The sequence below is a fragment of the Burkholderia sp. Ac-20384 genome, assembly GCF_017104605.1.
Classification (GTDB): domain Bacteria; phylum Pseudomonadota; class Gammaproteobacteria; order Burkholderiales; family Burkholderiaceae; genus Burkholderia; species Burkholderia lata.
Genome location: NZ_JAAGPE010000053.1, coordinates 25,730 through 46,577 on the forward strand (window position 1 = coordinate 25,730; position 20,848 = coordinate 46,577).

Annotated in this window: 17 protein-coding genes; 13 read left to right on the plus strand and 4 right to left on the minus strand. The window is 65.6% G+C overall.

Going from position 1 to position 20,848, the window contains the following annotated elements; genetic code table 11:
* Window positions 1-199: 199 nt before the first annotated feature.
* Window positions 200-1,231, minus strand: coding sequence for an alcohol dehydrogenase catalytic domain-containing protein (locus tag G3O00_RS12965; protein WP_206143170.1), 1,032 nt, complete (start codon window positions 1,229-1,231; stop codon window positions 200-202).
* 84 nt (window positions 1,232-1,315) lie between these two features.
* Between G3O00_RS12965 and G3O00_RS12970 the strand changes: the two genes are divergently transcribed.
* The gene (locus tag G3O00_RS12970) at window positions 1,316-2,290 is read left to right on the plus strand and encodes a LysR family transcriptional regulator (protein ID WP_206143171.1); all 975 of its coding nucleotides are present in this window, start codon (window positions 1,316-1,318) and stop codon (window positions 2,288-2,290) included.
* An 89-nt stretch (window positions 2,291-2,379) separates the two neighbouring features.
* On the opposite strand, the gene G3O00_RS12975 is transcribed toward G3O00_RS12970, so the two are convergent.
* Window positions 2,380-3,222, minus strand: coding sequence for a response regulator transcription factor (locus G3O00_RS12975; protein ID WP_346778969.1), 843 nt, complete (start codon window positions 3,220-3,222; stop codon window positions 2,380-2,382).
* 242 nt (window positions 3,223-3,464) lie between these two features.
* Between G3O00_RS12975 and G3O00_RS12980 the strand changes: the two genes are divergently transcribed.
* The 7 genes from G3O00_RS12980 to G3O00_RS13010 are packed head-to-tail and all read left to right on the plus strand — an operon-like array spanning window position 3,465 to window position 9,939.
* On the plus strand, window positions 3,465-4,103 hold the full coding sequence (locus G3O00_RS12980) for an energy transducer TonB (RefSeq protein WP_206143172.1): 639 nt from the start codon (window positions 3,465-3,467) through the stop codon (window positions 4,101-4,103).
* Between the two features lie 56 nt (window positions 4,104-4,159).
* Entirely contained in the window at window positions 4,160-4,948 is a 789-nt protein-coding gene (locus tag G3O00_RS12985) for a MotA/TolQ/ExbB proton channel family protein (RefSeq protein WP_174934918.1), read from the plus strand.
* A gap of 3 nt (window positions 4,949-4,951) precedes the next feature.
* Window positions 4,952-5,383, plus strand: a complete 432-nt coding sequence (locus G3O00_RS12990) for a biopolymer transporter ExbD (protein ID WP_206143173.1) — start codon at window positions 4,952-4,954, stop codon at window positions 5,381-5,383.
* A 28-nt stretch (window positions 5,384-5,411) separates the two neighbouring features.
* A complete protein-coding gene (locus G3O00_RS12995) occupies window positions 5,412-5,840 on the plus strand; it encodes a biopolymer transporter ExbD (protein ID WP_011351519.1) in 429 nt (142 codons plus the stop codon).
* 24 nt (window positions 5,841-5,864) lie between these two features.
* On the plus strand, window positions 5,865-7,226 hold the full coding sequence (locus G3O00_RS13000) for an MFS transporter (RefSeq protein ID WP_174934912.1): 1,362 nt from the start codon (window positions 5,865-5,867) through the stop codon (window positions 7,224-7,226).
* Window positions 7,219-8,268 (plus strand): dipeptide epimerase, encoded by a 1,050-nt coding sequence (locus G3O00_RS13005; RefSeq protein ID WP_206143174.1) that lies wholly within the window; start codon window positions 7,219-7,221, stop codon window positions 8,266-8,268. The genes G3O00_RS13000 and G3O00_RS13005 overlap by 8 nt, the downstream gene beginning before the upstream one ends.
* Window positions 8,269-8,277: 9 nt before the next feature.
* Window positions 8,278-9,939 carry a serine hydrolase domain-containing protein gene (locus G3O00_RS13010; RefSeq protein WP_206143175.1) on the plus strand — a complete coding sequence of 554 codons (1,662 nt, stop codon included), beginning with the start codon at window positions 8,278-8,280 and terminating at the stop codon, window positions 9,937-9,939.
* 33 nt (window positions 9,940-9,972) lie between these two features.
* On the opposite strand, the gene G3O00_RS13015 is transcribed toward G3O00_RS13010, so the two are convergent.
* Both G3O00_RS13015 and G3O00_RS13020 read right to left on the minus strand, forming a co-directional pair.
* The gene (locus tag G3O00_RS13015; protein WP_206143176.1) at window positions 9,973-11,439 is read right to left on the minus strand and encodes a M81 family metallopeptidase; all 1,467 of its coding nucleotides are present in this window, start codon (window positions 11,437-11,439) and stop codon (window positions 9,973-9,975) included.
* 126 nt (window positions 11,440-11,565) lie between these two features.
* On the minus strand, window positions 11,566-12,558 hold the full coding sequence (locus G3O00_RS13020; protein WP_206143177.1) for an ATP-binding protein: 993 nt from the start codon (window positions 12,556-12,558) through the stop codon (window positions 11,566-11,568).
* A 412-nt stretch (window positions 12,559-12,970) separates the two neighbouring features.
* Here G3O00_RS13020 and G3O00_RS13025 point away from each other — a divergent pair, with 412 nt between their 5' ends.
* From G3O00_RS13025 to G3O00_RS13045, 5 genes are all read left to right on the plus strand, one after another.
* Window positions 12,971-15,208 carry a TonB-dependent receptor gene (locus tag G3O00_RS13025; protein WP_346778970.1) on the plus strand — a complete coding sequence of 746 codons (2,238 nt, stop codon included), beginning with the start codon at window positions 12,971-12,973 and terminating at the stop codon, window positions 15,206-15,208.
* Between the two features lie 19 nt (window positions 15,209-15,227).
* Complete coding sequence (locus tag G3O00_RS13030) at window positions 15,228-16,871, plus strand: serine hydrolase domain-containing protein (RefSeq protein ID WP_206143179.1); 1,644 nt, start codon at window positions 15,228-15,230, stop codon at window positions 16,869-16,871.
* A 908-nt stretch (window positions 16,872-17,779) separates the two neighbouring features.
* Complete coding sequence (locus G3O00_RS13035) at window positions 17,780-18,805, plus strand: substrate-binding domain-containing protein (protein WP_011351510.1); 1,026 nt, start codon at window positions 17,780-17,782, stop codon at window positions 18,803-18,805.
* 80 nt (window positions 18,806-18,885) lie between these two features.
* Window positions 18,886-19,914 carry an ABC transporter substrate-binding protein gene (locus G3O00_RS13040; protein ID WP_206143180.1) on the plus strand — a complete coding sequence of 343 codons (1,029 nt, stop codon included), beginning with the start codon at window positions 18,886-18,888 and terminating at the stop codon, window positions 19,912-19,914.
* 17 nt (window positions 19,915-19,931) lie between these two features.
* Window positions 19,932-20,756, plus strand: coding sequence for an ABC transporter permease (locus G3O00_RS13045; protein WP_011351508.1), 825 nt, complete (start codon window positions 19,932-19,934; stop codon window positions 20,754-20,756).
* Window positions 20,757-20,848: the final 92 nt, after the last annotated feature.

A 20,848-nucleotide genomic window follows, 5' to 3' on the forward strand; every position in this document is an offset into this window, starting at 1 on the left:
GCGCCGGACGACGCCGGCGTGCCGCGCCCGATCGGGCGGCAGTCGATATCAGGGGGATGTCGATCGTGAGCGAGCCTGGCCGATCGATGTGGCCAATCCGATCACCGTGCGGAGGCGGAGGCAGAGGCGGCGCGCGGCGAGTCGGCCACGCGCGCTTGCCGGGAGAGGCGTCCCCGCCTCCCCCGGGCGCCTTTGAGCGTCAGTAGCCTTGCGCGGGCGTGAATACGCCGCGAAAGCGCATCTTCCCGGACGCGAGGCGGTCATAGGCTTCAGTCGCCTGGTCCAGCGAGAACGTCTCGACGATCGGTTTGACCTTGCCTTTGGCGGCGAGGTCCAGCACTTCGCTCAGGTAGCGCAAGCCGCCATGCGTGGAGCCGATGACCTGCTGGCGCATCATGTGGAACGGCTTGCGCTGCGACGCGATCGAGAACGGTTTGCTGAAGTCGAGCCCGCAGAGGATCACCCGGCCGTCGACCCGCACACCCGTCATGGCCTCCTCTGCAGTACTGAACTCGTTGGTCGTGACCAGCAGGACATCCGCGCCGCCCAGGTCGCGAAGCGCCGCGCCGTTTGCGACGACCCGGTCCGCGCCCAGCCCGATGGCGAGGTCGCGCTTGTCGGCCGAATGCGTGATCGCGATGGTCTCGAAGCCGCACGCACGGGACAGTTGCAGCGCCACGTGCCCCAGTCCGCCGATGCCGAGCACGGCCACCTTCTCGTGCGGTTGCGGCGCCGCGTCGCGCAAGCCGCTCCACGTCGTGTAGCCCGCGCACATCATCGGCGCGGCATCGACATAGGCCAGCGCATCGGGCAGCAGCACCGTGCCCTCGGCCGCGACGGCGATGTACTCCGCGTGCCCGCCCTGCGACGCGAACCCGGTGGTCCGCGGCGCATCGCAGTTCACGGCCGTCTGGCCGGAAAGCGGGCGATGCTCGCGGCAGTACGGGCAGCGCCCGCACGCGGACTGCACCCACGTCGTGCCGATCCGGTCGCCCACCCGGCGCGCATGCACGCCCGCGCCCACGTCGACGATTTCGCCGACCACCTCGTGGCCGGGTGTCTGCGGGTAAATGTCGCCACCGAAGCCCTGCGTGGCCCAGACGTCCGTGTAGCACATCCCGGACGCGTGCACCTTCACGAGCACCTGCCCCGGCCCGGCTACCGGTACCGGCACTTCCTGCACTTCCCAGGGCCGATTGGCCCCGGTCATCACGATCGCCTTCATCTTCATCGCCTGCTCCTTGTTCAACCGTACGCAGGGCCTAGTCTAGAAAAGGCGCATTATCATGACAATCTCGCCAATCTTTACGTGAAGATGAACTCTGCTCATCAATTGAAAACCGGCGATCTCTTCTCGCTCAACGTGTTTCTTGCCGCGGCCACGCACCTCAGCTTTCGCGCGGCATCGATCGAGCTCGACGTCACGCCGTCGGCAATCAGTCACTCGATCAAGGGCCTCGAGCAGCGCCTGGGCGTTCGCCTGTTCAATCGCACGACACGCAGCGTGTCGTTGACGGACGCCGGCGAGCGGCTCGTCGACAAGCTCCGCCCGGCGATCTCGTCGGTTGCGGAGGCGATGCTCGCGGTCGACGGGATGCGCGACACGCCCAGCGGCACCGTGCGCATCAACGCGAGCGAAGGGGCGATCCGCCTCGTGCTGAAGCCGGTGCTCGCGCGCTTCCTGCGCGACTACCCGCAGGTCCACCTCGACATCGTGACCGACGGCAGGCTCGGCGACATCGTCGCCGGTGGATTCGACGCGGGGATCCGGCTGGCCGAAGCCGTGCCGCAGGACATGATCGCGGTGCGCGTGTCCGATCCGGTGCGGTTCGCCGCCGTCGCGTCGCCCGCCTATTTCGCTGCGCGTGGCCGCCCCGGCGTGCCGCAGGATCTGGATCGGCACGACTGCATCCGCTTTCGCTTCGATAGCGGTGCGATCTACCGCTGGGAGTTCGAGCGCCGCGGTGTCGTCGAAACGGTGAACGTCAGCGGCCCGCTCACGCTGACCGACCAGCCGTTGATGGTCGATGCCGCGATCGACGGCATCGGGATCGCATTCGTGCCCGATCATCTCGTTCACGATGCGCTGGCCGATGGGCGTCTCGAACGCGTGCTGGCCGACTGGTGCCCGGTCATGCCGGGGCTGTGCCTGTATTACCCCGGTCATCGCCATGTTTCAGGCGCGCTGCGGGCGCTGATCGACAGGGTGCGGATTCCGTCGCCCGACGCCAATCGAGCGCCGTCGCAACCGGCACGACGCCGCAAAGGCAGGAAACCCGCGAGCGATTGATCGAGTCGATGAGGACGGTGCCGGCACACAGCCCGCCGCGCTGCTTGCATCGCATGCTGGCGAATGGCTGCAATTATCAGCACGCACACCTAACGATGACCGACATCTAGCATGTAGCCTTCCCCGCGAATCGTGCGAATCAGGCGCGGCTCCTTGATGTCCTCGCGCAACTTATGACGCAGGCGTGAGATTTGCACGTCGATGCTGCGGTCGAACGTGTCGATCGACTTGCCGCGCGCGGTATCCATCAGGTATTCGCGGCTGAGTACACGCCCGGGCGCGGCGAGGAATGCATTGAGCAGGCGAAATTCCGCGTTCGACAACGGAATGACCGTGTTGTCCGCCGCAATCAGGTGGCGGCCGATCTGGTGAAGCCGCCATCCTGCGAAGCGGCTTTCCTCCTGCGCTCTCGTCCGGCCTTGCGTTTGCGCGCGCACGCGGCGCAGGATCGTCTGGATGCGCGCGACCAGTTCACGCGGCTCGAACGGCTTGACGATATAGTCGTCGGCGCCGAGTTCCAGTCCGACGATCCGGTCGGTCATCTCGCCGCGCGCGGTCAGGATGATCAACGGAATCTCCGAGGTCGCGCGAATCTCGCGGCAGAGATTGAGGCCGTCGTCGTCCGGCAGCATCAGGTCGAGCACGACGAGATCGAAGCCGCCCTCCCCGAGCGCAAGATGCATTTCCGCGCCGGTGCCGGCTTGCGCGGTCGTCATGCCGAAGTCTGCAAGGCAGTCGCACAACAGGCTGCGAATCTGCGAGTCGTCGTCGACGACGAGAATACGAATCGCTTTGTTCACGGCGTCTTGTCTCCGATGTTGCGGCGGTGAGATGTCCCCCCCACTCATTATTGCCCGCCAATATAAGGGCTTTTTGCACGAATTGTTGCAGCGTTGAAATAATTGCCCGTGCACCTTGCCCCACAAGGTCATCCGGAGAAATCGGGACGCCTGACGAGCATTCGCATCATGGATAACCCGCCCGGTATTTTCCCGAAGAGACACGGCCGAGCATCGTCCGCCTTCGCCGCCCCGTCTCGTTTCGCGCGTCCTGCCGCACCATTGCCCCACCAGAAGGCCTTTGTGTCAGCGCAGATACAAAGCCGATATGAACCAGAAATGCCCGGGTCTTAACGTGGCTCCCAGGTCATATCGAGGCAGGAGACACGCGGGCCATGAACTACGCACAACCCAAGCCACCTGTCCGGCGCATTGGCGGCATCGCCTTCGTGATCGGATTGCATGCGGCGATCGTCTATGCATTGCTTACCGGTCTCGCGACGAAAGTCGTGGACGTGATTCGTCAGCCGATCGAGACGCGCATCATCGAAGAGATCAAGCCGCCGCCCCCACCACCACCGCCGCCGAAGCAGATCGCCCCGCCACCGCCGAAGCACATCGCGCCACCGCCGCCGTTCGTGCCGCCTCCGGAAGTGCGCGTCGCGGCACCTCCGTCTGCGAACGCGATCACCACGCAGTCGACCACGCCCGCGCCGTCGGCACCCGTCGCGCCGCCTGCACCGCCCGCCGCTGCAGCGCCGGTGTCGACGAGCGTCGGCGTGGTGTGTCCCAACTCGACGCAGGTCCGCGCCGCGATTCGCTATCCGCGTGAAGCGCTCAAGGACAACCTGACCGGCGACGTCGTCGTGACCTTCGTGGTCGGCACCGACGGCAACGTCAAGGACCTGAGCGTGACCCAGTCGGCCGCGCCCGTGCTCGACCGGGCCGCGGAAAACGCCGTGCGGCAGTTCCACTGCGTCGCACAGGGCGAGGAAGTCCGCGTGCAGGTGCCCTTCTCTTTCAAGCTCGATTGAGGCTGCGCTCGACAGCCGTTCCTTTTCTACTTGCCAACGCATTTCAGGAGACGTTCATGATCAACCGTACCCGCAAGGCCGCCCTGGTGACGGCACTGTTCCTCGCGGCCAGCGCCGCTCACGCCGCCACCGATACGGTGACGAATCCCTATGGTCTCGACGCGCTCTGGAAAGGCGGGGATTTCATCGCACGAGGCACGCTGCTCATCCTGGTCGTCATGTCGATGGGCAGCTGGTACATCATCGTCGCGAAACTGCTCGAGCAAGCGCGTGTCCTGCGCCGCGCGAAGGCAGCGGAAACGGGTTTCTGGAAAGCGGGCAGTCTCAGCGAAGGCACGAAGAAACTGGACACCGGCAGCCCGTTCCGCTTCATCGCCGAAACAGGTCTCGCGGCATTCGACCATCACGAAGGCGCGCTGGTCGAACAGGTCGACCTCAACCAGTGGGTCGCGGCGGCCATCGAGCGGGCGACCACGTCCGTCTCGAGCCGCCTGCAGGACGGCCTCGCGTTTCTCGGCACCGTCGGCTCGACCGCGCCGTTCATCGGCCTGTTCGGCACGGTGTGGGGCATCTATCACGCGCTGACTGCGATCGGCATCGCGGGCCAGGCCTCCATCGACAAGGTCGCGGGGCCGGTCGGCGAAGCGCTGATCATGACCGCGATCGGCCTGGCTGTCGCGGTGCCCGCCGTGCTCGGCTACAACTGGCTCGTGCGCCGCAACAAGGCGGTGATGGAGCGCGTGCGCGGGTTTTCGACGGAATTGCACATCGTCCTCCTGACCGGCACGACCACGGCCGGCGCCGCCGCCGCGACCAAGGCCGCCGCCCTCACCCGCGTGGGGTAAGCCATGGCCATGACCGTAGGCCCGCGCGAGGGCGCCGAGCACGACGAGACCATGTCGTCCATCAACACGACGCCACTGGTCGACGTGATGCTGGTGCTGCTGATCATCTTCCTCATCACGATTCCAGTGGTCTCGCACACCGTGCCGGTCACGCTGCCCAAGGAGGCCGTGCAGCCGCTGCAAACGACCCCGCAGAACGTGATTCTCGCCGTGACGAAAGAAGGCGACGTGTTCTGGGACGAACGGCGCGTACCGGACGCGGCAACGCTCGTCGAGAAACTCAAGGCGGTTGCCATGCAATCGCCGCAACCCGAAGTCCATATCCGCGGCGATCTCGACGCGCGCTACGCCGCCATCGGCCGGGTCGTGTTTGCCTGCCAGCGGGCGGGCATCGTCAAGGTCGACTTCATCACCGAACCGCCGCCGCGCCAATGATTCGTCCACACCGACAAGGAGACCCGAGATGGCCATGACGATGCCCACCGGCAACGCCGACGAACCCGACGTGATGATCGAGATCAATACCACACCGCTCATCGACGTGATGCTGGTCCTGCTCATCATGCTGATCCTCACCATTCCCATCCAGACGAACGCGGTGAAGCTGGACATGCCGACCGGCGCGCCGCCGTCGCAACCGCAGGCGCCGCCGGTGGTGCAGATCGATATCGCGGCCGACGGCACCATCGCATGGAATGGCGAGACGCTGGGTTCGCGCGAGCAACTGGAGACGCGCTTGCACGACGTCGCCGTCAACCCCGCGCCGACGGAACTGCACTTGCGGCCCGACAAGGCGGCGCCTTACCGCGCGGTCGCCATGGTCATGGCGTCCGCGCAGCGGCTCGGCGCGAACCGCATCGGGCTCGTGGGCAACGAGCAGTTCATGCAGTAACCGCCTTCTCATCACGGAGCCCTCATGTTCGACTCCAACCCCGACGTGCTCGCCCCCGTGGCGGCACAAAACCCGCCATCGGAATCCCCCGCCGGACCACTCGCGTGGTTCGGCCTGGCGATTCTCGTGATCGTGGCGTTCTTCGCCTTCGTCGATCGTCAGATGCTGATCCTGCTGACGGAGCCCATCCGCCACGATTTCGGGCTGACCGACACGCAGATCGGCCTGATGCAAGGCGCAGGCATCGCGCTATTCGCGGGCGTGGCCTCGTTGCCGATCGGCTGGGTCGCCGATCGCGTGGATCGCCGTGTGGTGCTGGTCGCGTGTGTCCTCGTGTGGAGCGCTGCCACCGCGATCTGCGGCGTGACCACCCACTTCTGGCAGTTGTTCATCGCCACCGTCGGGCTGGGGATCGGCGAAGCCGGACTCGTGCCGGTGATCTACGGCCTGATTCCCGATCTCTTCCCTGCGCGCCAGCGTGTGCTCGCCAATGCGATCTTCGCGCTCGCCAACCTGTTGGGCTCCGGTGCGGGGATGGCGCTCGGCGGCGCACTGATGCAGGGCATTGCGGCGGTGCACGGTGCGTTGCCCGCCGGACTCGCCGATCTCGCACCGTGGCGGCTCGCGTTTTTTGCCGTTGCCCTGCCGGCCCCCGTGCTGGCCGTGCTGGTTCTACTCATTCGACCCGGCAAGCACCGCGACACGAACGCATCCGCCGCGCGTCACCGGACTGCCGCGCCGCTGCCGTCCGCACCGGTCTACTTCCGGCGCGAAGCCATCATGATGCTCAAGTTCTTCGGTGCCATCGGACTGGTCAATCTGTCGTTCGGCGGTGTCGCGACATGGATGCCGGTCGTGGCGGTGCGAACCTTCGGCGCCACGCCGGCCGAAGCCGGCGGCGGCATGGGCGTGGCGGCGATGGCCGGCGGTATCGCGGGTTGCGTGCTCAGCGGACTCGTCGCCGGCCGCATGCGAGCGCGCTTCGGCGTGCTTGCGCCGCTGCGCGTCTGTGAATGCGGCGCGCTGGTCGCCGGAGGGCTGTCGTTCCTCTATCTGGCAGTGGGCTCGCTGACGCCGGTCTACGCGCTCTTCGGCGCACAGCTCGCCTGCATGGTCGCAGGCATGGTGCTGTTTCCGACCATCATGCAGAACATCTGCCCTGCCCACCTGCGCTCGCGCGTGGCGGCGATCGGCGCGCTGACGTCGATCGTCGTGCAGTCCGGCAGCCCCGTGTTCATCGGCTTCATGTCGGATCGCCTGCACGCGTTCAGCCAGGGCTTGCTGTGGTCGATCGTCTGCGTGGCGGCGTTCGGCTTCTTTGCTGCCTGCCTGTTGATGCGCGCGGCGGGCCGTGGCGTCCGCGAGGCAATCGAACGCTATGCGTAATTCCCTTCTTCCTCCCTGTTCCATGTCACCTCGCCCACTCTCACTCTCGCTGCGTATCGAACGCTGGCCGTTGGCCGCTCCGTTCCATATCACCGGCCACGTCATCGACGCCGCTCGCCTCGTGAGCGCGACCGTCGACGACGGGCACCACGCCGGCACCGGCGAAGCATCCGGGGTCTTTTACCTGGGTGAAACACCTGAATCCATCGTCACGCAAATCGAGCGCGTCCGACCATCGATAGAAGCAGGGGTCACGCGCGCGCAGTTGCTCGACGTATTGCCACCCGGCGGCGCGCGCAATGCGGTCGATGCGGCGTTGTGGGCGCTCGAATCACGACAGCAGGCCACGCCCGTCTGGCACATCGCGGGCCTCTCCGAGCCGCGCCCGTTGCGGACCACGATGACGATCGGCGTGGGTACGCCGAACGCAATGGCCGGGGCCGCACGAAGACTGCCCCACGCCAGGGCGCTGAAGGTCAAGCTCGACGGCAGCGCCGCCGACGCCGCACGCCTCTTCGAAATCCGCGAGGTATGCCCGGAAATACCACTCTCTGTCGACGCGAATCAGGGCTGGTCGCGCACGCACTTCGACGCGATGCTCCCCGTGCTGCAACAGCTCGATGTGTGCATGCTCGAACAGCCGTTTGCGATCGGTGCGGACGGCTGTCTCGAACATATCGATTGTCCGGTCCCGCTCGCGGCCGACGAATCGTTTCAGGATCTCGGCGATCTGCCCGCCGTCACGCGCCGCTACGACATCGTCAATCTCAAGCTCGACAAATGCGGTGGCCTGACGCGCGCGTTCGATCTTGCCACCCGTGTACGCGAAGCCGGCTTGTCCGTGATGGTCGGTTGCATGGCAGGCACCTCGCTGGCGATCGCCCCCGCGTTTCTGCTCGGGCAACAGTGCGATCACGTCGATCTCGACGGACCGATCTTCCTCGCGCGCGATCGCGAGCCGGGCGTCACCTACATCGACGGCCTGCTGCACTGCCCGCCCGAAGTCTGGGACCACGCGGGCTTCCCTGCCTCCTCTCGCTGAGTTATCGACATGACATTCGACTCATCCGCCACGACGACGCAGCTCGACGCGCTGTTCGCGCGTTATCACCACGCCGATGCACCCGGATTGATCGCCGGCATCGTCCATCACGGCCAACTGCTGTATCGGCGCGGTTTCGGCATGGCCAGCCTCGAACACGGCATCGCCAACACGCCGGCCACACGCATGCGCATCGGCTCGGTCAGCAAGCATGTCACTTGCCTCGCCGTGCTGCTCCTGTGTGAGCAAGGCGCGCTCGACGCCGACGCCCCCATCGGCACTTATCTGCCGGAGCTACCGCCGGCCGCGGGCCGGCCGACGCTGCGGCAACTGATGTCGCATCGCGGCGGGCAGCGATGCGCGCTGGACCTTGCGCTACTGACGCAGGGGCTCGCGATGTCGCCGCCTGGCGCGTTCCTGGCCGCGCAGCAACGTCAACGCGACGAAAATTTTCCGCCGGGCGAACGCATGATGTATTCGAACGGCGGCTATCACCTGCTTTCGCTCGCCGTCGAACGTGCGAGCGGGATGCCGTTCGACGCATTGCTCGCAACCCGTATCTTCGCTCCCCTGCGCATGCACGACACCGCGTGCGTACGCAACGACATGACGATCGAGCGCGGCATCGCGACGATGCATATTCCTGACTCCACGGGCGAATACCGGCGCGGGATCTTTCCGACGTGGGAACTGCTGGGCGAAGGCTCGATCGTCTCGACCGTCGACGACATGCTGCGATGGACCGCGCACCTGCGATGCAGCAACAAGATCGTCGGCAACGCCGACACCTGGCGCCAGATGCTGGCGTTGCCCGTATTCTCCAGCGGTCTGCGCAGCCAGTACTCGCTCGGTCTCACGCAGGGCAGCTATCGCGGTGTCGAACTGATCCAGCATTCCGGTGGCGTCGTCGGCGGGACTTGCCAGATGCTGGTGTCGATTCCGCACGGGCTTGACATCGTATTGCTCAGCAACGGCGCGCTCGACGCACCGCTCGAACTGTCGAGGCGTGTCGTCGACATCGTGCTGGCGGGCGAGCTTCGTGGCGATGGCCCGCCTGCCGCAGCGCGCGCCGCCGATCATGCGGCGCGCCTCGGCAGGTACCGGTCGCCCGGCACTGGCGCCGTGTATGCACTGGAAGATCACGACGGCGCGCTGGTGTTGGCGGGCCCCCTTTGCCCCAGACGCTCGATGACGTTCTACGACAGCGCCGATGAACTGAACGACGTCGAGCTCGAAGCGAGCGGCGACGGCTTGTTGGCGCTGCGGTGGGGATCGTCTTGCACACCGGACGATCTCTCCAGCCTGCGCATCGTGCATTGCGGCCATGTCGACACGTTCGAACGCCTCGGTGAAGCGCCCGCGATGACGCCGCATCTCGCCGCCTCAATGTCCGGCACATTCTCAAGCCACGACGCCGATGCCCACGCGACCATTCGGCTCGACGACGAAGCGCTCGTGCTTCGCCTGCACGGTGCGGTGGGCCATTGCGACTACCGCCTCACGCCGCTGGCCCACGATGCTTTCGAACTGGTGCCGATCGATCCAGTGAACATCACGACCGGGATCCTTGCGTTGACGCGCGACGCAACGCGCAACGACATCACCGGCTTTCGCGTCGATACCGCGCGTACCCGGCATCTGGCCTTCACACGGGTGCATGCCAACGCCTGATGCTGGCCGGCGTCGGATGACGCCGGCACGTATTCACCTCGAAGACGCAAACGGATTCGACACGCGCGGCCAGTAGTCGAGGTCACGATGACGATAATCCAGTTCGGCAAAGTTCATCGTGAGCGCACCAGGCGCGGCGACATGAAAGACGGCCTTCGAACGCGGTGTGAATTCGGTCTGAAAATGCTGCGTCGATTTCACGACCACCAGCTTCTTGCCGGTGAAGTCGATGCCAAGCCCGGTAAACACGTCCACGCCGAGCACCTGGGTGCGAACCGATATCAGCGCGATGTCGAGCCCGTTGTCCGCTTCCACCCACACGGCCCGGCCAAGCGGTTGCTCGAGCCCCATGATGCTTTGCGTATGCCGCTCGACCACGTTGCGCACGGTCACGCGCAGGTCCACCGGTTCTCCGGAGTACACACTGCACTTGCCGCCGATGCGCAGATCCAGCGTGGCCTCGACACCTGCATCCTTGCAGATCTGGATCGCACCGAGATCCCAGAAGCACCCGATCGCCACATTGGCGATCCGTCGCTCGACCACGCGACGCAAAATGAACGTGCTGTCGCACGGCGCGCCGCCGCCAGGATTGTCCGCGACATCCGCCAGGACGACCGGGCCACCGTCGACCGCCAGCGCACGATCCAGACCCGCATCGATATCGAGCCATGCAGGGCGTGTCGCGTCGCGCAGTTCCCAGAACTCGCGTGCCAGTTGCGCCGCCAGCGCCTCGGCCTTGGCGGGATCGCTGTCCGTCACCACCCAGAGTTTCGCGCCGGCTTCCGGCACGTCGCCCCACGGGAACCCGTGGCCGAGCGACACCGACAGCACGCCGTCGCGCCCCTCGAACGACTGCATGCGCCGGACGAACCCCGCCATCGGCTCGCTGGTGGTGTGCCACGCACCGACCATCCGGCAGTCGAACACGCCGGTCGTCGGGCGGATGCGTCCGGCAGCCATATCGAGCGTCAGCCGATAGGCATCGCGCGCCCGATCGACGGCGTCGACATGCGGATACTCCTTGTAAGCGATCAGGACATCGGCCGACGCTTTCATCAATTGCGTGAAATGGCAGTGCGGGTCGAGCGTGACCGAGATCGGAACGTCGGGGCCGACAATGGCACGAACGCCGGCGAGCAGATCGCCTTCGCAATCGTCGTAGCCCTCGGCCACCATCGCGCCGTGCAGCAGCAGAATCACGGCGTCCAGCGGCAATGCGGCCTTGACGCCATCGAGGATCTCGTCCCTCAGGGACTCGTAGACCGCACGAATCGTGCGGCCGGACGGCTGGGCTTCGGCACACAGGCCTTCGACGATCTCGTGACCGTCACCCTCCGCGAGGCGCCGCACTTCCGCGAGCACGTGCCCCACGCCGTCGGGCTCGCGCACACTCGCGTCGCCATGAAAAATCGTGAACTCTTCGAAGCCGCCCCATCCGGTCGGGCACGGGGCAAAGGTATTGGTTTCCGTCGAAAGCTGAGCCGTGAATATTTTCATGACGAGGTCTGCCGAATAGGGTTGAGGGGTGTGAAACGACTATAAGCACGCGCTATTTCCGCTTTGTGAGCAATCTGTATCAAGCGTGAAACAGAGCAGCGCCAACGGTCGATTCGACCTCCCACCCTATCGACGCGGTAACGTGACCTGCGCCACCAGCCCGCCTTCCGGACCGTTGCGCAACACCAGCTCCCCACCGTGACGCTTCACGACGTCGTTCGCGATCGCAAGGCCAAGGCCCGTCCCGCCCGTGTTCCTGTTGCGAGAACTTTCCACCCGGTAGAACGGCTCCAGCGCACGCTCCAGTTGCGCCTCCGGGATGCCCGGGCCGTGATCGGCAATCTGGATCCGCACACTCGACGGCGCATCGATCAGGCGGATGTGTGCGTCTTCACCGTATCGAATCGCGTTGGCAACCAGGTTCGTCAGGCAGCGCTTGAGGCCGAGAGGTTGCGCCGAGATCGGCGGCACCTCGCCGCTGATCGTCACCTTCTGACCGTGTTCGGCCGCGTCTTCCGCGATGGCATCCACCAGCGCATTGATATCGACCGGACTGAATTCCTCGACCACCTCTTCATTGCGCAGGAACGACAGGGTGGCCTCCAGAAGCTGCGTCATCTCGTCGATATCGTCTCTGAGCCGCTCACTCAATTCGACATCCTGAGCAGATCGAAGGCGCAGCTTCATGCGCGTCAGCGGCGTGCGCAGATCGTGCGATACGGCAGCGAGAAAACGGTTGCGCTCGCTCATTTGCCGCCGCAGCGACGCCTGCATCGTGTTGAACACGCTGGCGGCCTGACGCGCCTCGACAGGGCCGATTTCCTTGATGGGCGGCGCATCGATATTCCTCGACAGTTCAGCGGCCCCGACGGCCAGCGTGCGGAACGGGGCGGCCAGCATGCGCGCGCCGATCCAGGACGAGATCAGTGCCGGCATCACCTGGATCATCACAGCGGCGGCCCACTGCAACGCTGCGCTCATCCCGGGCGGCGGTTTGAAAGGCTCGGAACTGTAGAGCTTGTAGAGCAGCAGGCCGGCACTGATCTGCATCACGAGGATGATCGAGATCATCACGAAGAACAGGCGGTAGAAAGCCGAATCGAAGCGGGGTTTGTGCATGGTCCTGGCCGACAGCGAACAATGGCTGCGATTATCGCCCGTGAATGTAGGGGCTATGTGAGCCGTTTATTGCAAACCCGAAACATGTCTGCGGCCCGCGTCCATCTCGTCTGCCCGCGTGGCCGCCCTTCACCCTCACCGATCGTTTGTATCACCGACGATACAAACGCCACATGAACCAGAAATAACCGGCACTTACCGTTCCCCCTGAGTTGCGCTACACGGCATCGCGTTCAGTCGATCGCACAATCAGGAGGAGACAATGATGAAGGTGAAGAACCGGACGAAGCACCCGGCGGTTTCGGCAACACTACCGCTGCGACACGGCGGACGTTACGCCCCGCTCTTCGTTGGACCGGTATTCGGGTTGGCATCGTTGGGCGTGCACGCGCAGGAACAGGCGCAAACACCCGTGCAGACTCAGCAGGTCGCCGCGCCTGATGCGGCCTCGGCGGCGTCCGCTGCGACGCCTGCCGTCGCATCCGGCACCGCGGTGCCGAATGCCCCTCCGGCGGAGACGTCGAAAGCGCAAGGCAAGGGGGGCGCGACGCTCAATACCGTCGTGGTGACCGCGACGCGCCGACGTGAACCGGCTCGCGAAGTGCCGATGCAGGTCAACGTACTGTCCGCCGACGAACTGCAGAAGAGCGGCGCGAAAACGATGTCCGACTTCCTGTCGTCGGAGCCGGGTGTCGACTTGAACGCCAGCGGCGGCAGCGGGGCCGGTCAGGTCAGTATCCGCGGCGTGACGACGGGTGTTCAGACGGGGCCGACGGTCGGCATGTATGTCGACGACGTCGCGTTCGGCGGCAGCACCGTGTTCTCCCAAAGCGCGACGTTCTCGCTCGACATGAGCCTGCTCGACCTCAATCACGTCGAAATCCTGCGAGGTCCGCAGGGCACGTTGTATGGCGCGGGTGCGATGGGCGGCTTGCTGAAAAACGTGACCAACGAACCGGACCCGAGTCAGTTTTCCGGGCAAGTCGGCACCGGCGTGTCGGGAACGGCGCATGGCGGCGTGAGCGGAACGGCCAACGCAACGTTGAACATCCCGCTGAAGACCGACGTTGCCGCGCTGCGCGTCTCCGTGTTCGGCCAGCACGATGGCGGGTATGTCGACGCCGTGGGCCCCAAGGCGGACTCCCACATCGATCGCGGCGACACCTACGGTGCCCGCGCGTCGTTGCTGCTGACGCCGACCCGGGATTTGACGGTCCGGCTGACCGCGCTCTCGCAAAACATCAATCGCAACGATCCGAACTACGTTGAATACGGTGCCGACGGCAAGCCGGTCTGGGGTGACCTGACCACGCGACAGTTTGCCCAGCAGCCCTTTCATCAAAACATCCAGCTTTATTCGGCCGGGATTGAATACGAACTCGGCTGGGCACGCCTGAACTCGATCACGTCGTATCAACGAATCAACACGAGCGCGCCGCAGGACCTGACCGGCGTCTATGGGCCGCTATTTGCCGCCCAGGGGCTGAACCTGGGCTCGGTGGTCGCCAAGGATGTGGCCACGACGAACAAGGTGACCCAGGAGTTTCGCCTGACTTCGCCGGGCAACCAGCGACTCGAGTGGCTGGCCGGCCTCTTCTATACGCACGAGCGCAGCAATTCGAGCGAAGGCTTTCTGACGACGTTGCCCGATGGCACGCCCGGCCCGGACCTGTCGGAGCTCCAGGCGCCCAGCACGTACAACGAGTACGCGGCCTACGGCGACCTGACGTATCACCTCACGCCGCGCCTTTCGCTGACCGGCGGCGTGCGGATCGCCCACAACAGCCAGACCTACGAACAGACGACCTACGGCACGCTCGCCGGCCCGACCCAGACCATCACGGCGCCGTCGTCGGACACCAGCAAGACCTACATGTTCACCGCGCGCTATGCGCTGACCTCCAACAGCAATGCGTATGTCCGCATCGCCAGCGGATACCGGCCCGGCGGCCCGAATGCGCTGCTGATCGATCCGCTCACAGGCATGCGCGCGGCGGGTAGCCCGACCTTCGCGCCCGACACGCTGTGGAGCTATGAGGCCGGCTACAAGGCCGACCTGCTCGACAAGCGGCTATCGCTGGAAACGTCGGTCTACGACATCGAGTGGAAGAACATCCAGCAGCTCGGCACGGTCGATGGCGTCAACCAGGTCATCAACGCCGGCAACGCGCGAATCAAGGGCCTGGAGTTCTCCGGCACGTTCCGCCCCACCCCGCACTGGAACTTCAGTGCGAACCTGTCGCTGATCGACGCCAGCCTGACGTCCGGCAACGCGAGCGCGGGTACGACAGCGGGCCAGCCATTGCCGAACTCGGCCAAGTTCGCCGCGACGCTCTCGGGCACCTATCTGTTCACCGCGCAAGGGTATCCGTCGTATGCGGGTGTGACCCAGCGATTTGTCGGCCGACGTCATAGCGGGTTCGACGCCAGCTCGGGCCGGCCGGATTACCCGTTGCCGGGCTACGCGATCACGGATCTGCAAGCGGGCGTGGATTTCAAGAAGTTCAGCCTGGCGTTCTATGTTCGCAACCTGTTCGACCGTCGCGCGTTGATCGCGGCCGGCACTTCGCTGATACCGCTGGGCGGCCCGGCACTCGTCAGCGTGATTCAGCCGCGCACGATCGGTGCGGCGCTTACCGTTCCGTTCTAAATCATATGGATAACTTACGATGAAACAAGAATCGCACGATATCGTCACGCAACTCGACGCCCTGTTCGCACGTTTCAACAAGTGCGATGAACCCGGCCTTGTCGTGGCCGTGGCACATCAAGGCGAAGTCCTCTACCGGCGAGGCTTCGGCATGGCAAGCCTGGAACACGGCGTAGCCAACACGCCGGCCACCCGCTTGCGCATCGGCTCGACGAGCAAACACTTCACCTGCCTCGCCGCGCTCCTGCTCGCCGAAGACGGCAAGCTCGACATCGACGCCGGGATTCGCACGTACCTGCCCGAGCTGCCGCTGCTGGCAGGCGACCCCAGCTTGCGCCAGCTGATGACGCACACGAGCGGCTACCGCTGCTATCTCGATGTCACGCTGCTCGCGCAAGGCGTCGCGACGCTGCCGCGCGGCGGCGTGCTGGCGGCCGAAGTCCGGCAACGCGACGTCAACTTCCCTCCGGGCGAGCGGATGATCTACTGCAACGGCGGATATAACCTGCTGTCGCTCGCGATCGAGCGGGTCAGCGGCATCCCCTTCGAGACCTTCCTGAAGGAACGCATCTTCGACGTGATGGGCATGGTCGACACGGAGTCGGTCGCCGACGACATGCGCATCCGCCCGCGCATGGCGACCCAGCATGTGCCGGATGGAAAAGGCGGATTCATGCGCGGCCTCTTCCCGTCGTGGGAAGTGCTCGGCGAAGGCGGGATCGTGTCGACGGTCGACGACATGCTGCACTGGCTCGCGCATCTGCGCGGCCCCAAGCGGGTTGGCAGCGAAGCAAGCTGGCGCCAGATGCTGACCAAACCACACTATTCGAGCGGCGCGGAAGGCGTCTACGCCCTCGGGCTGATGCTCACCCCCCATCGCGACGTGGAGACGCTGCATCATGCCGGCGGTGTGTTCGGCGGCTCATGTCAGATGTTGACCGTGGCCAGGCACGCACTGGACGTCATCATTCTCACCAACGGCGCCGCGGCCAATCCGATTGAACTGGCTACGCAGATCGTCGATATCGTTCTGGGCGATGCCATCCTTGGCGCGAAGCCTGCCGCGCCGCTACAAACCGCCGGGCACGAAACCTTGCTCGGCAAGTACCACTCGCGTGCGTCCGGGACGTATTGCGTGATCGACGATCATGCCGGGCAAGTCAACGTGAGCTTGCACAACGCGAGACAGATGCCTCAGGCGCTCATCGAGACGGAAGCCGGATTGCGGGTCGACGAAGGGGCAGGCGGAACGCTGCTGATCAAACCTCGCGCGTCGACGGCAGCGGCACCTGTGACGGCGATCGAGCTGGTGGACTGCGGTCACGCGGAGACGCTCGAGCGCTTGCCCGATCACGCCCCATCGCTCTCCGATGCGTCGGCCGGTCTGACAGGCACGTATCACGGTCACGATGCCGCGGCACGTGCGACGATCGCCGTGACGAACGGTGAACTCACGCTGACCATGCACGGCGTCGCGGGCAGTGTCGGCTACCGGCTGGAACCCGTAGCCGACGACATTTTCACGTTCGACCCTGTCGGTCAGATGGCCGTCATGCGTGGCGTCCTGACGGTGGAACGCTCGGGTAACGAGGTGACGCGCTTTCGCATCGACACGTCGCGCACGCGCAACCTGACCTTCGTGCGCGAGCGGTGTGATTCGTAGGCATCGCGTCACTTCATGGTGTGACGTTTGCGTGGTGGAGCTTGCGGCTTCGTCAAGAGACGCGAGTTCCACCATGCGCCTGTGATGACTCGCCGTGACGCCGCCGGAGATCGCCCTGCCGGTCCATTCGATGATCCGCCGATGACGGCGGCTTCGTCGTTCGGTCATCGGCAATCACACCCGATGCCACGCCGCACAAACAAAAAACCCGCGAGCGCTGGGCTTCTCGCGGGCTTTCGTGCCTTCATCGAATCGCGCTGAAAGCGATCGTGGTGCCGGGGACCGGACTTGAACCGGCAAGCCAATTAAGGCGGCGGATTTTCGTCACACTGCTTCTTTCAAAGCCGGCGTCGCGTGCGCGCTGCCGTTCGTGCGCTGGACTATGCCTTCACCGTCGCGCGCGGGCGTGCCTGCTGCCCGTGCGCCTTAGGCGCCCCCCGTCTAGTCTCTACACCTTCCTCGCGGATGCCGCGAGGCTTGGCTCGGCGTTGCCTCGATGCGCGCATCAGGGGTTTCACCGAATTTGAAGGGTTCTGCACCGACCGTTTCCGACCGGGCACTCAATCGTTTAAGTCCGCTATGTTTACCAATTTCATCACCCCGGCAAGAGGGCGGACGCGATTCTACCATTGCTTGCCCATGCGTTCCCTTATTCTGCGGCGCTGCATCACGACACGCGTTACCGTCATACGAATTCATCCTTTGTAATCGACGCCGCCACACCGCCGCCAACGATTTCCTCCCGCGTCGCAACATCCCCGATACAATCGAGTCCGCGTCGTCCGACGGCCCTATCCGTCAGACGTTTGTGTCGTGCTTTTTGCGAAACAAGCGTCGCTTGCGTCATCGCGAAGTCACAAACGTTTTCGATAATTTTCTGGCCGAAAACGTTTACATCGCAAGATTTCATGACCTCGACCATCAAGGACGTCGCTGCCCTCGCGGGCTTCTCGATCGCCACCGTCTCGCGTGCGATCAATGCCCCGCATACCGTCAGCCCTGCCACGCTACAAACGATCCGCACCGCGATCGACACGCTGCAATTTCGCCCGAGCCCGCTCGGCCGGCAATTGCGCGGCGAGCGCACGCGCCTCGTCGGCGTCGTCGTGCCGACGTTGTCGAACCCCGTGTTCGCCGACTGCCTGCAAGGCATCGACGAGCTCGCGACCGCGGCCGGCTTCAAGCTGATCCTGATGACGACCGAGTACGACGCGGCGCGCGAGCGTCACGCGATCGAGACGCTGCGCGAGCAGCGCGTCGAAGGGCTGATCCTCACCGTCGCCGATGCAGACACGCACCCGCTGCTCGACATGCTCGACCACGACGGCCCGCACTACGTGCTGATGCACAACGACACGCAGCGCCGCCCGTCGGTATCGGTCGACAACCGCAGCGCCGCGTACGACGGCGTGCGCTTGCTGACCGCGCGTGGCCACCGCCGCGTGCTGATGCTGGCCGGCTCGCTCGCCGCGTCGGATCGCGCGCGCCAGCGTCATCTCGGTTATGCGCAGGCCCTCGAGGAAAGCGGCGTCGCCACGCTGCCGCCGGTCGAAGTCGACTTCAACGCGCCCGAGTTGCCCGACGCGGTGCTCGCGCATCTCACCGCGCACGCGACACGCCCGACCGCCCTCTTCTGCAGCAACGACCTGCTCGCGATGGTCGTGATGCGCGGCCTGCGCCGCGCGGGTTTCTCGATCCCGGACGACCTGTCGGTGCTCGGCTTCGACGGGATCGCGATCGGCGAACTGCTCGCGCCGCCGCTCGCGAGCGTCGCGACGCCGAACCGCGACATCGGCCGCCACGCATGGCAGCGTCTCGTCGAATGCATCGGCGGCGCAGCGATCGAACGCACGTCGCTGATCCTGCCGCACGTGGTGCGCGACGGCGCGACGGTCGCCCCGCCGGCCACCGACCTGCAGTTGCGCAAGGCTTGAACGCGCGCCGCGCCGCCACACACGTACACAAGCACACAACCACACCACCCCAGCGCCTCACACTCGCCCGGAGACCCACCGTGTCCTTTCGCCTGACCTCGCTGCTGCGCGCGCTTGCAGCTCCCGTAGCCTGCGCCGCGCTCATCGCCGGCGCGCCCGCCGCCCACGCCGACGAAACGGCGATCTGCTACAACTGCCCGCCCGAATGGGCCGACTGGGCCGCGCAGATTGCGGCGATCAAGCAAAAGACCGGCATCCGCGTGCCGTTCGACAACAAGAACTCGGGCCAGTCGATCGCGCAGCTGATCGCCGAACAGAAGAGCCCGGTCGCCGACGTCGTCTACCTCGGCGTGTCGTCGGCATTCCAGGCGAAGGACAAGGGCGTGATCGCGCCGTACAAGCCCGCGCACTGGAACGACATCCCCGCGAACCTGAAGGACCCGCAGGGCTACTGGTTCGCGATCCACTCGGGCACGCTCGGCTTCTTCGTGAACAAGGACGCGCTCGACGGCAAGCCGGTGCCGCGCTCGTGGGCCGATCTGCTGAAGCCGGAATACAAGGGCATGGTCGGCTATCTCGATCCGTCGAGTGCGTTCGTCGGCTATGCGGGCGCGGTCGCCGTCAACCAGGCGCTCGGCGGCAGCCTCGACAACTTCAAGCCGGCGCTCGACTGGTTCAGGAAGCTGAAGGCAAACGCGCCGATCGTGCCGAAGCAGACCGCGTATGCGCGCGTGCTGTCGGGCGAGATTCCGATCCTGCTCGACTACGACTTCGACGCGTATCGCGCGAAGTACAAGGACAGCGCGAACGTCGAGTTCGTGATTCCGAAGGAAGGCACGATCGCGGTGCCGTACGTGATGAGTCTCGTGAAGGGCGCCCCGCACGACGCGAACGGCAAGAAGGTGCTCGACTTCGTGCTGTCGGACGAAGGCCAGAAGCTGTGGGCCAATGCGTACCTGCGACCGGTGCGCGCGCAGACGCTCAGCGCCGACATCGCATCGAAGTTCCTGCCGGCGAGCGAGTACGCCCGCGCGAAGTCGGTCGACTTCGGCAAGATGGCGGCCGGCCAGCAGGCATTCGGCCAACAATACCTGCAGGTGATGCAGTAAGCAGCCGGACGCCATCGATGCTCGACCTGACTTTCCCGCTGCGCTGGCGCGTCGCGCTCGTCGCGCCGGCGCTCGCGGTGTTCGCCGCGTTCTGGCTGCTGCCGATGGCGGCACTCGTGCAGGTGTCCGCCGACGGCGCGTTCTTCTCGCACTACGCGGCGCTGCTCGGCAATGCGCGCTACATGAGGAGCCTTGGCGAGACCGTCGCGCTGTCTGCGGGCGTCACGCTCGCGACGCTCGTGCTGTCGACGATCTCGGGCCTCCTGCTCGCACGCCGCGAATTCGCGGGCAAGCGCGTGCTGCTCGCGCTGCTCACGTTCCCGCTCGCGTTCCCGGGCGTCGTCGTCGGCTTCATGGTGATCATGCTTGCCGGCCGGCAGGGGCTGATCGGCATGCTGTCCGCGAAGCTCACCGGCGACAAGTGGGTATTCGCGTACTCGGTCGCGGGCCTGTTCATCGGTTACCTGTACTTCTCGATTCCGCGCGTGATCGTCACCGTGATCGCGGCGGCGTCGAAGCTCGACGCGTCGCTCGAGGAAGCCGCGCGTTCGCTCGGCGCATCGCCGTGGCGCATCTTCGTCGACATCGTGCTGCCCGCGCTCGCGCCGGGCCTGATCGCGGCCGGCGCGATCTGCTTCGCGACCGCGATGGGCGCGTTCGGCACCGCGTTCACGCTCGCCACCGACCTGAACGTGCTGCCGATGACGATCTATACCGAGTTCACGCTGAACGCGAACATCGCGACGGCGGCCGGCCTGTCGATCGTGCTCGGCATCGTCACCTGGGCCGTGCTCGCGCTCGCGCGCCGCTTCACCGGCCACACCGCCGCCGCCGCGGCCTGAGGATTCCTGCATGCAATCGCTTTCCGGCTCTTCCGCGCCGTCGCCGGCCCCCGCTCCCGCGCAGGCGAACGGCGTCGCCCGCCGCGCGCCGC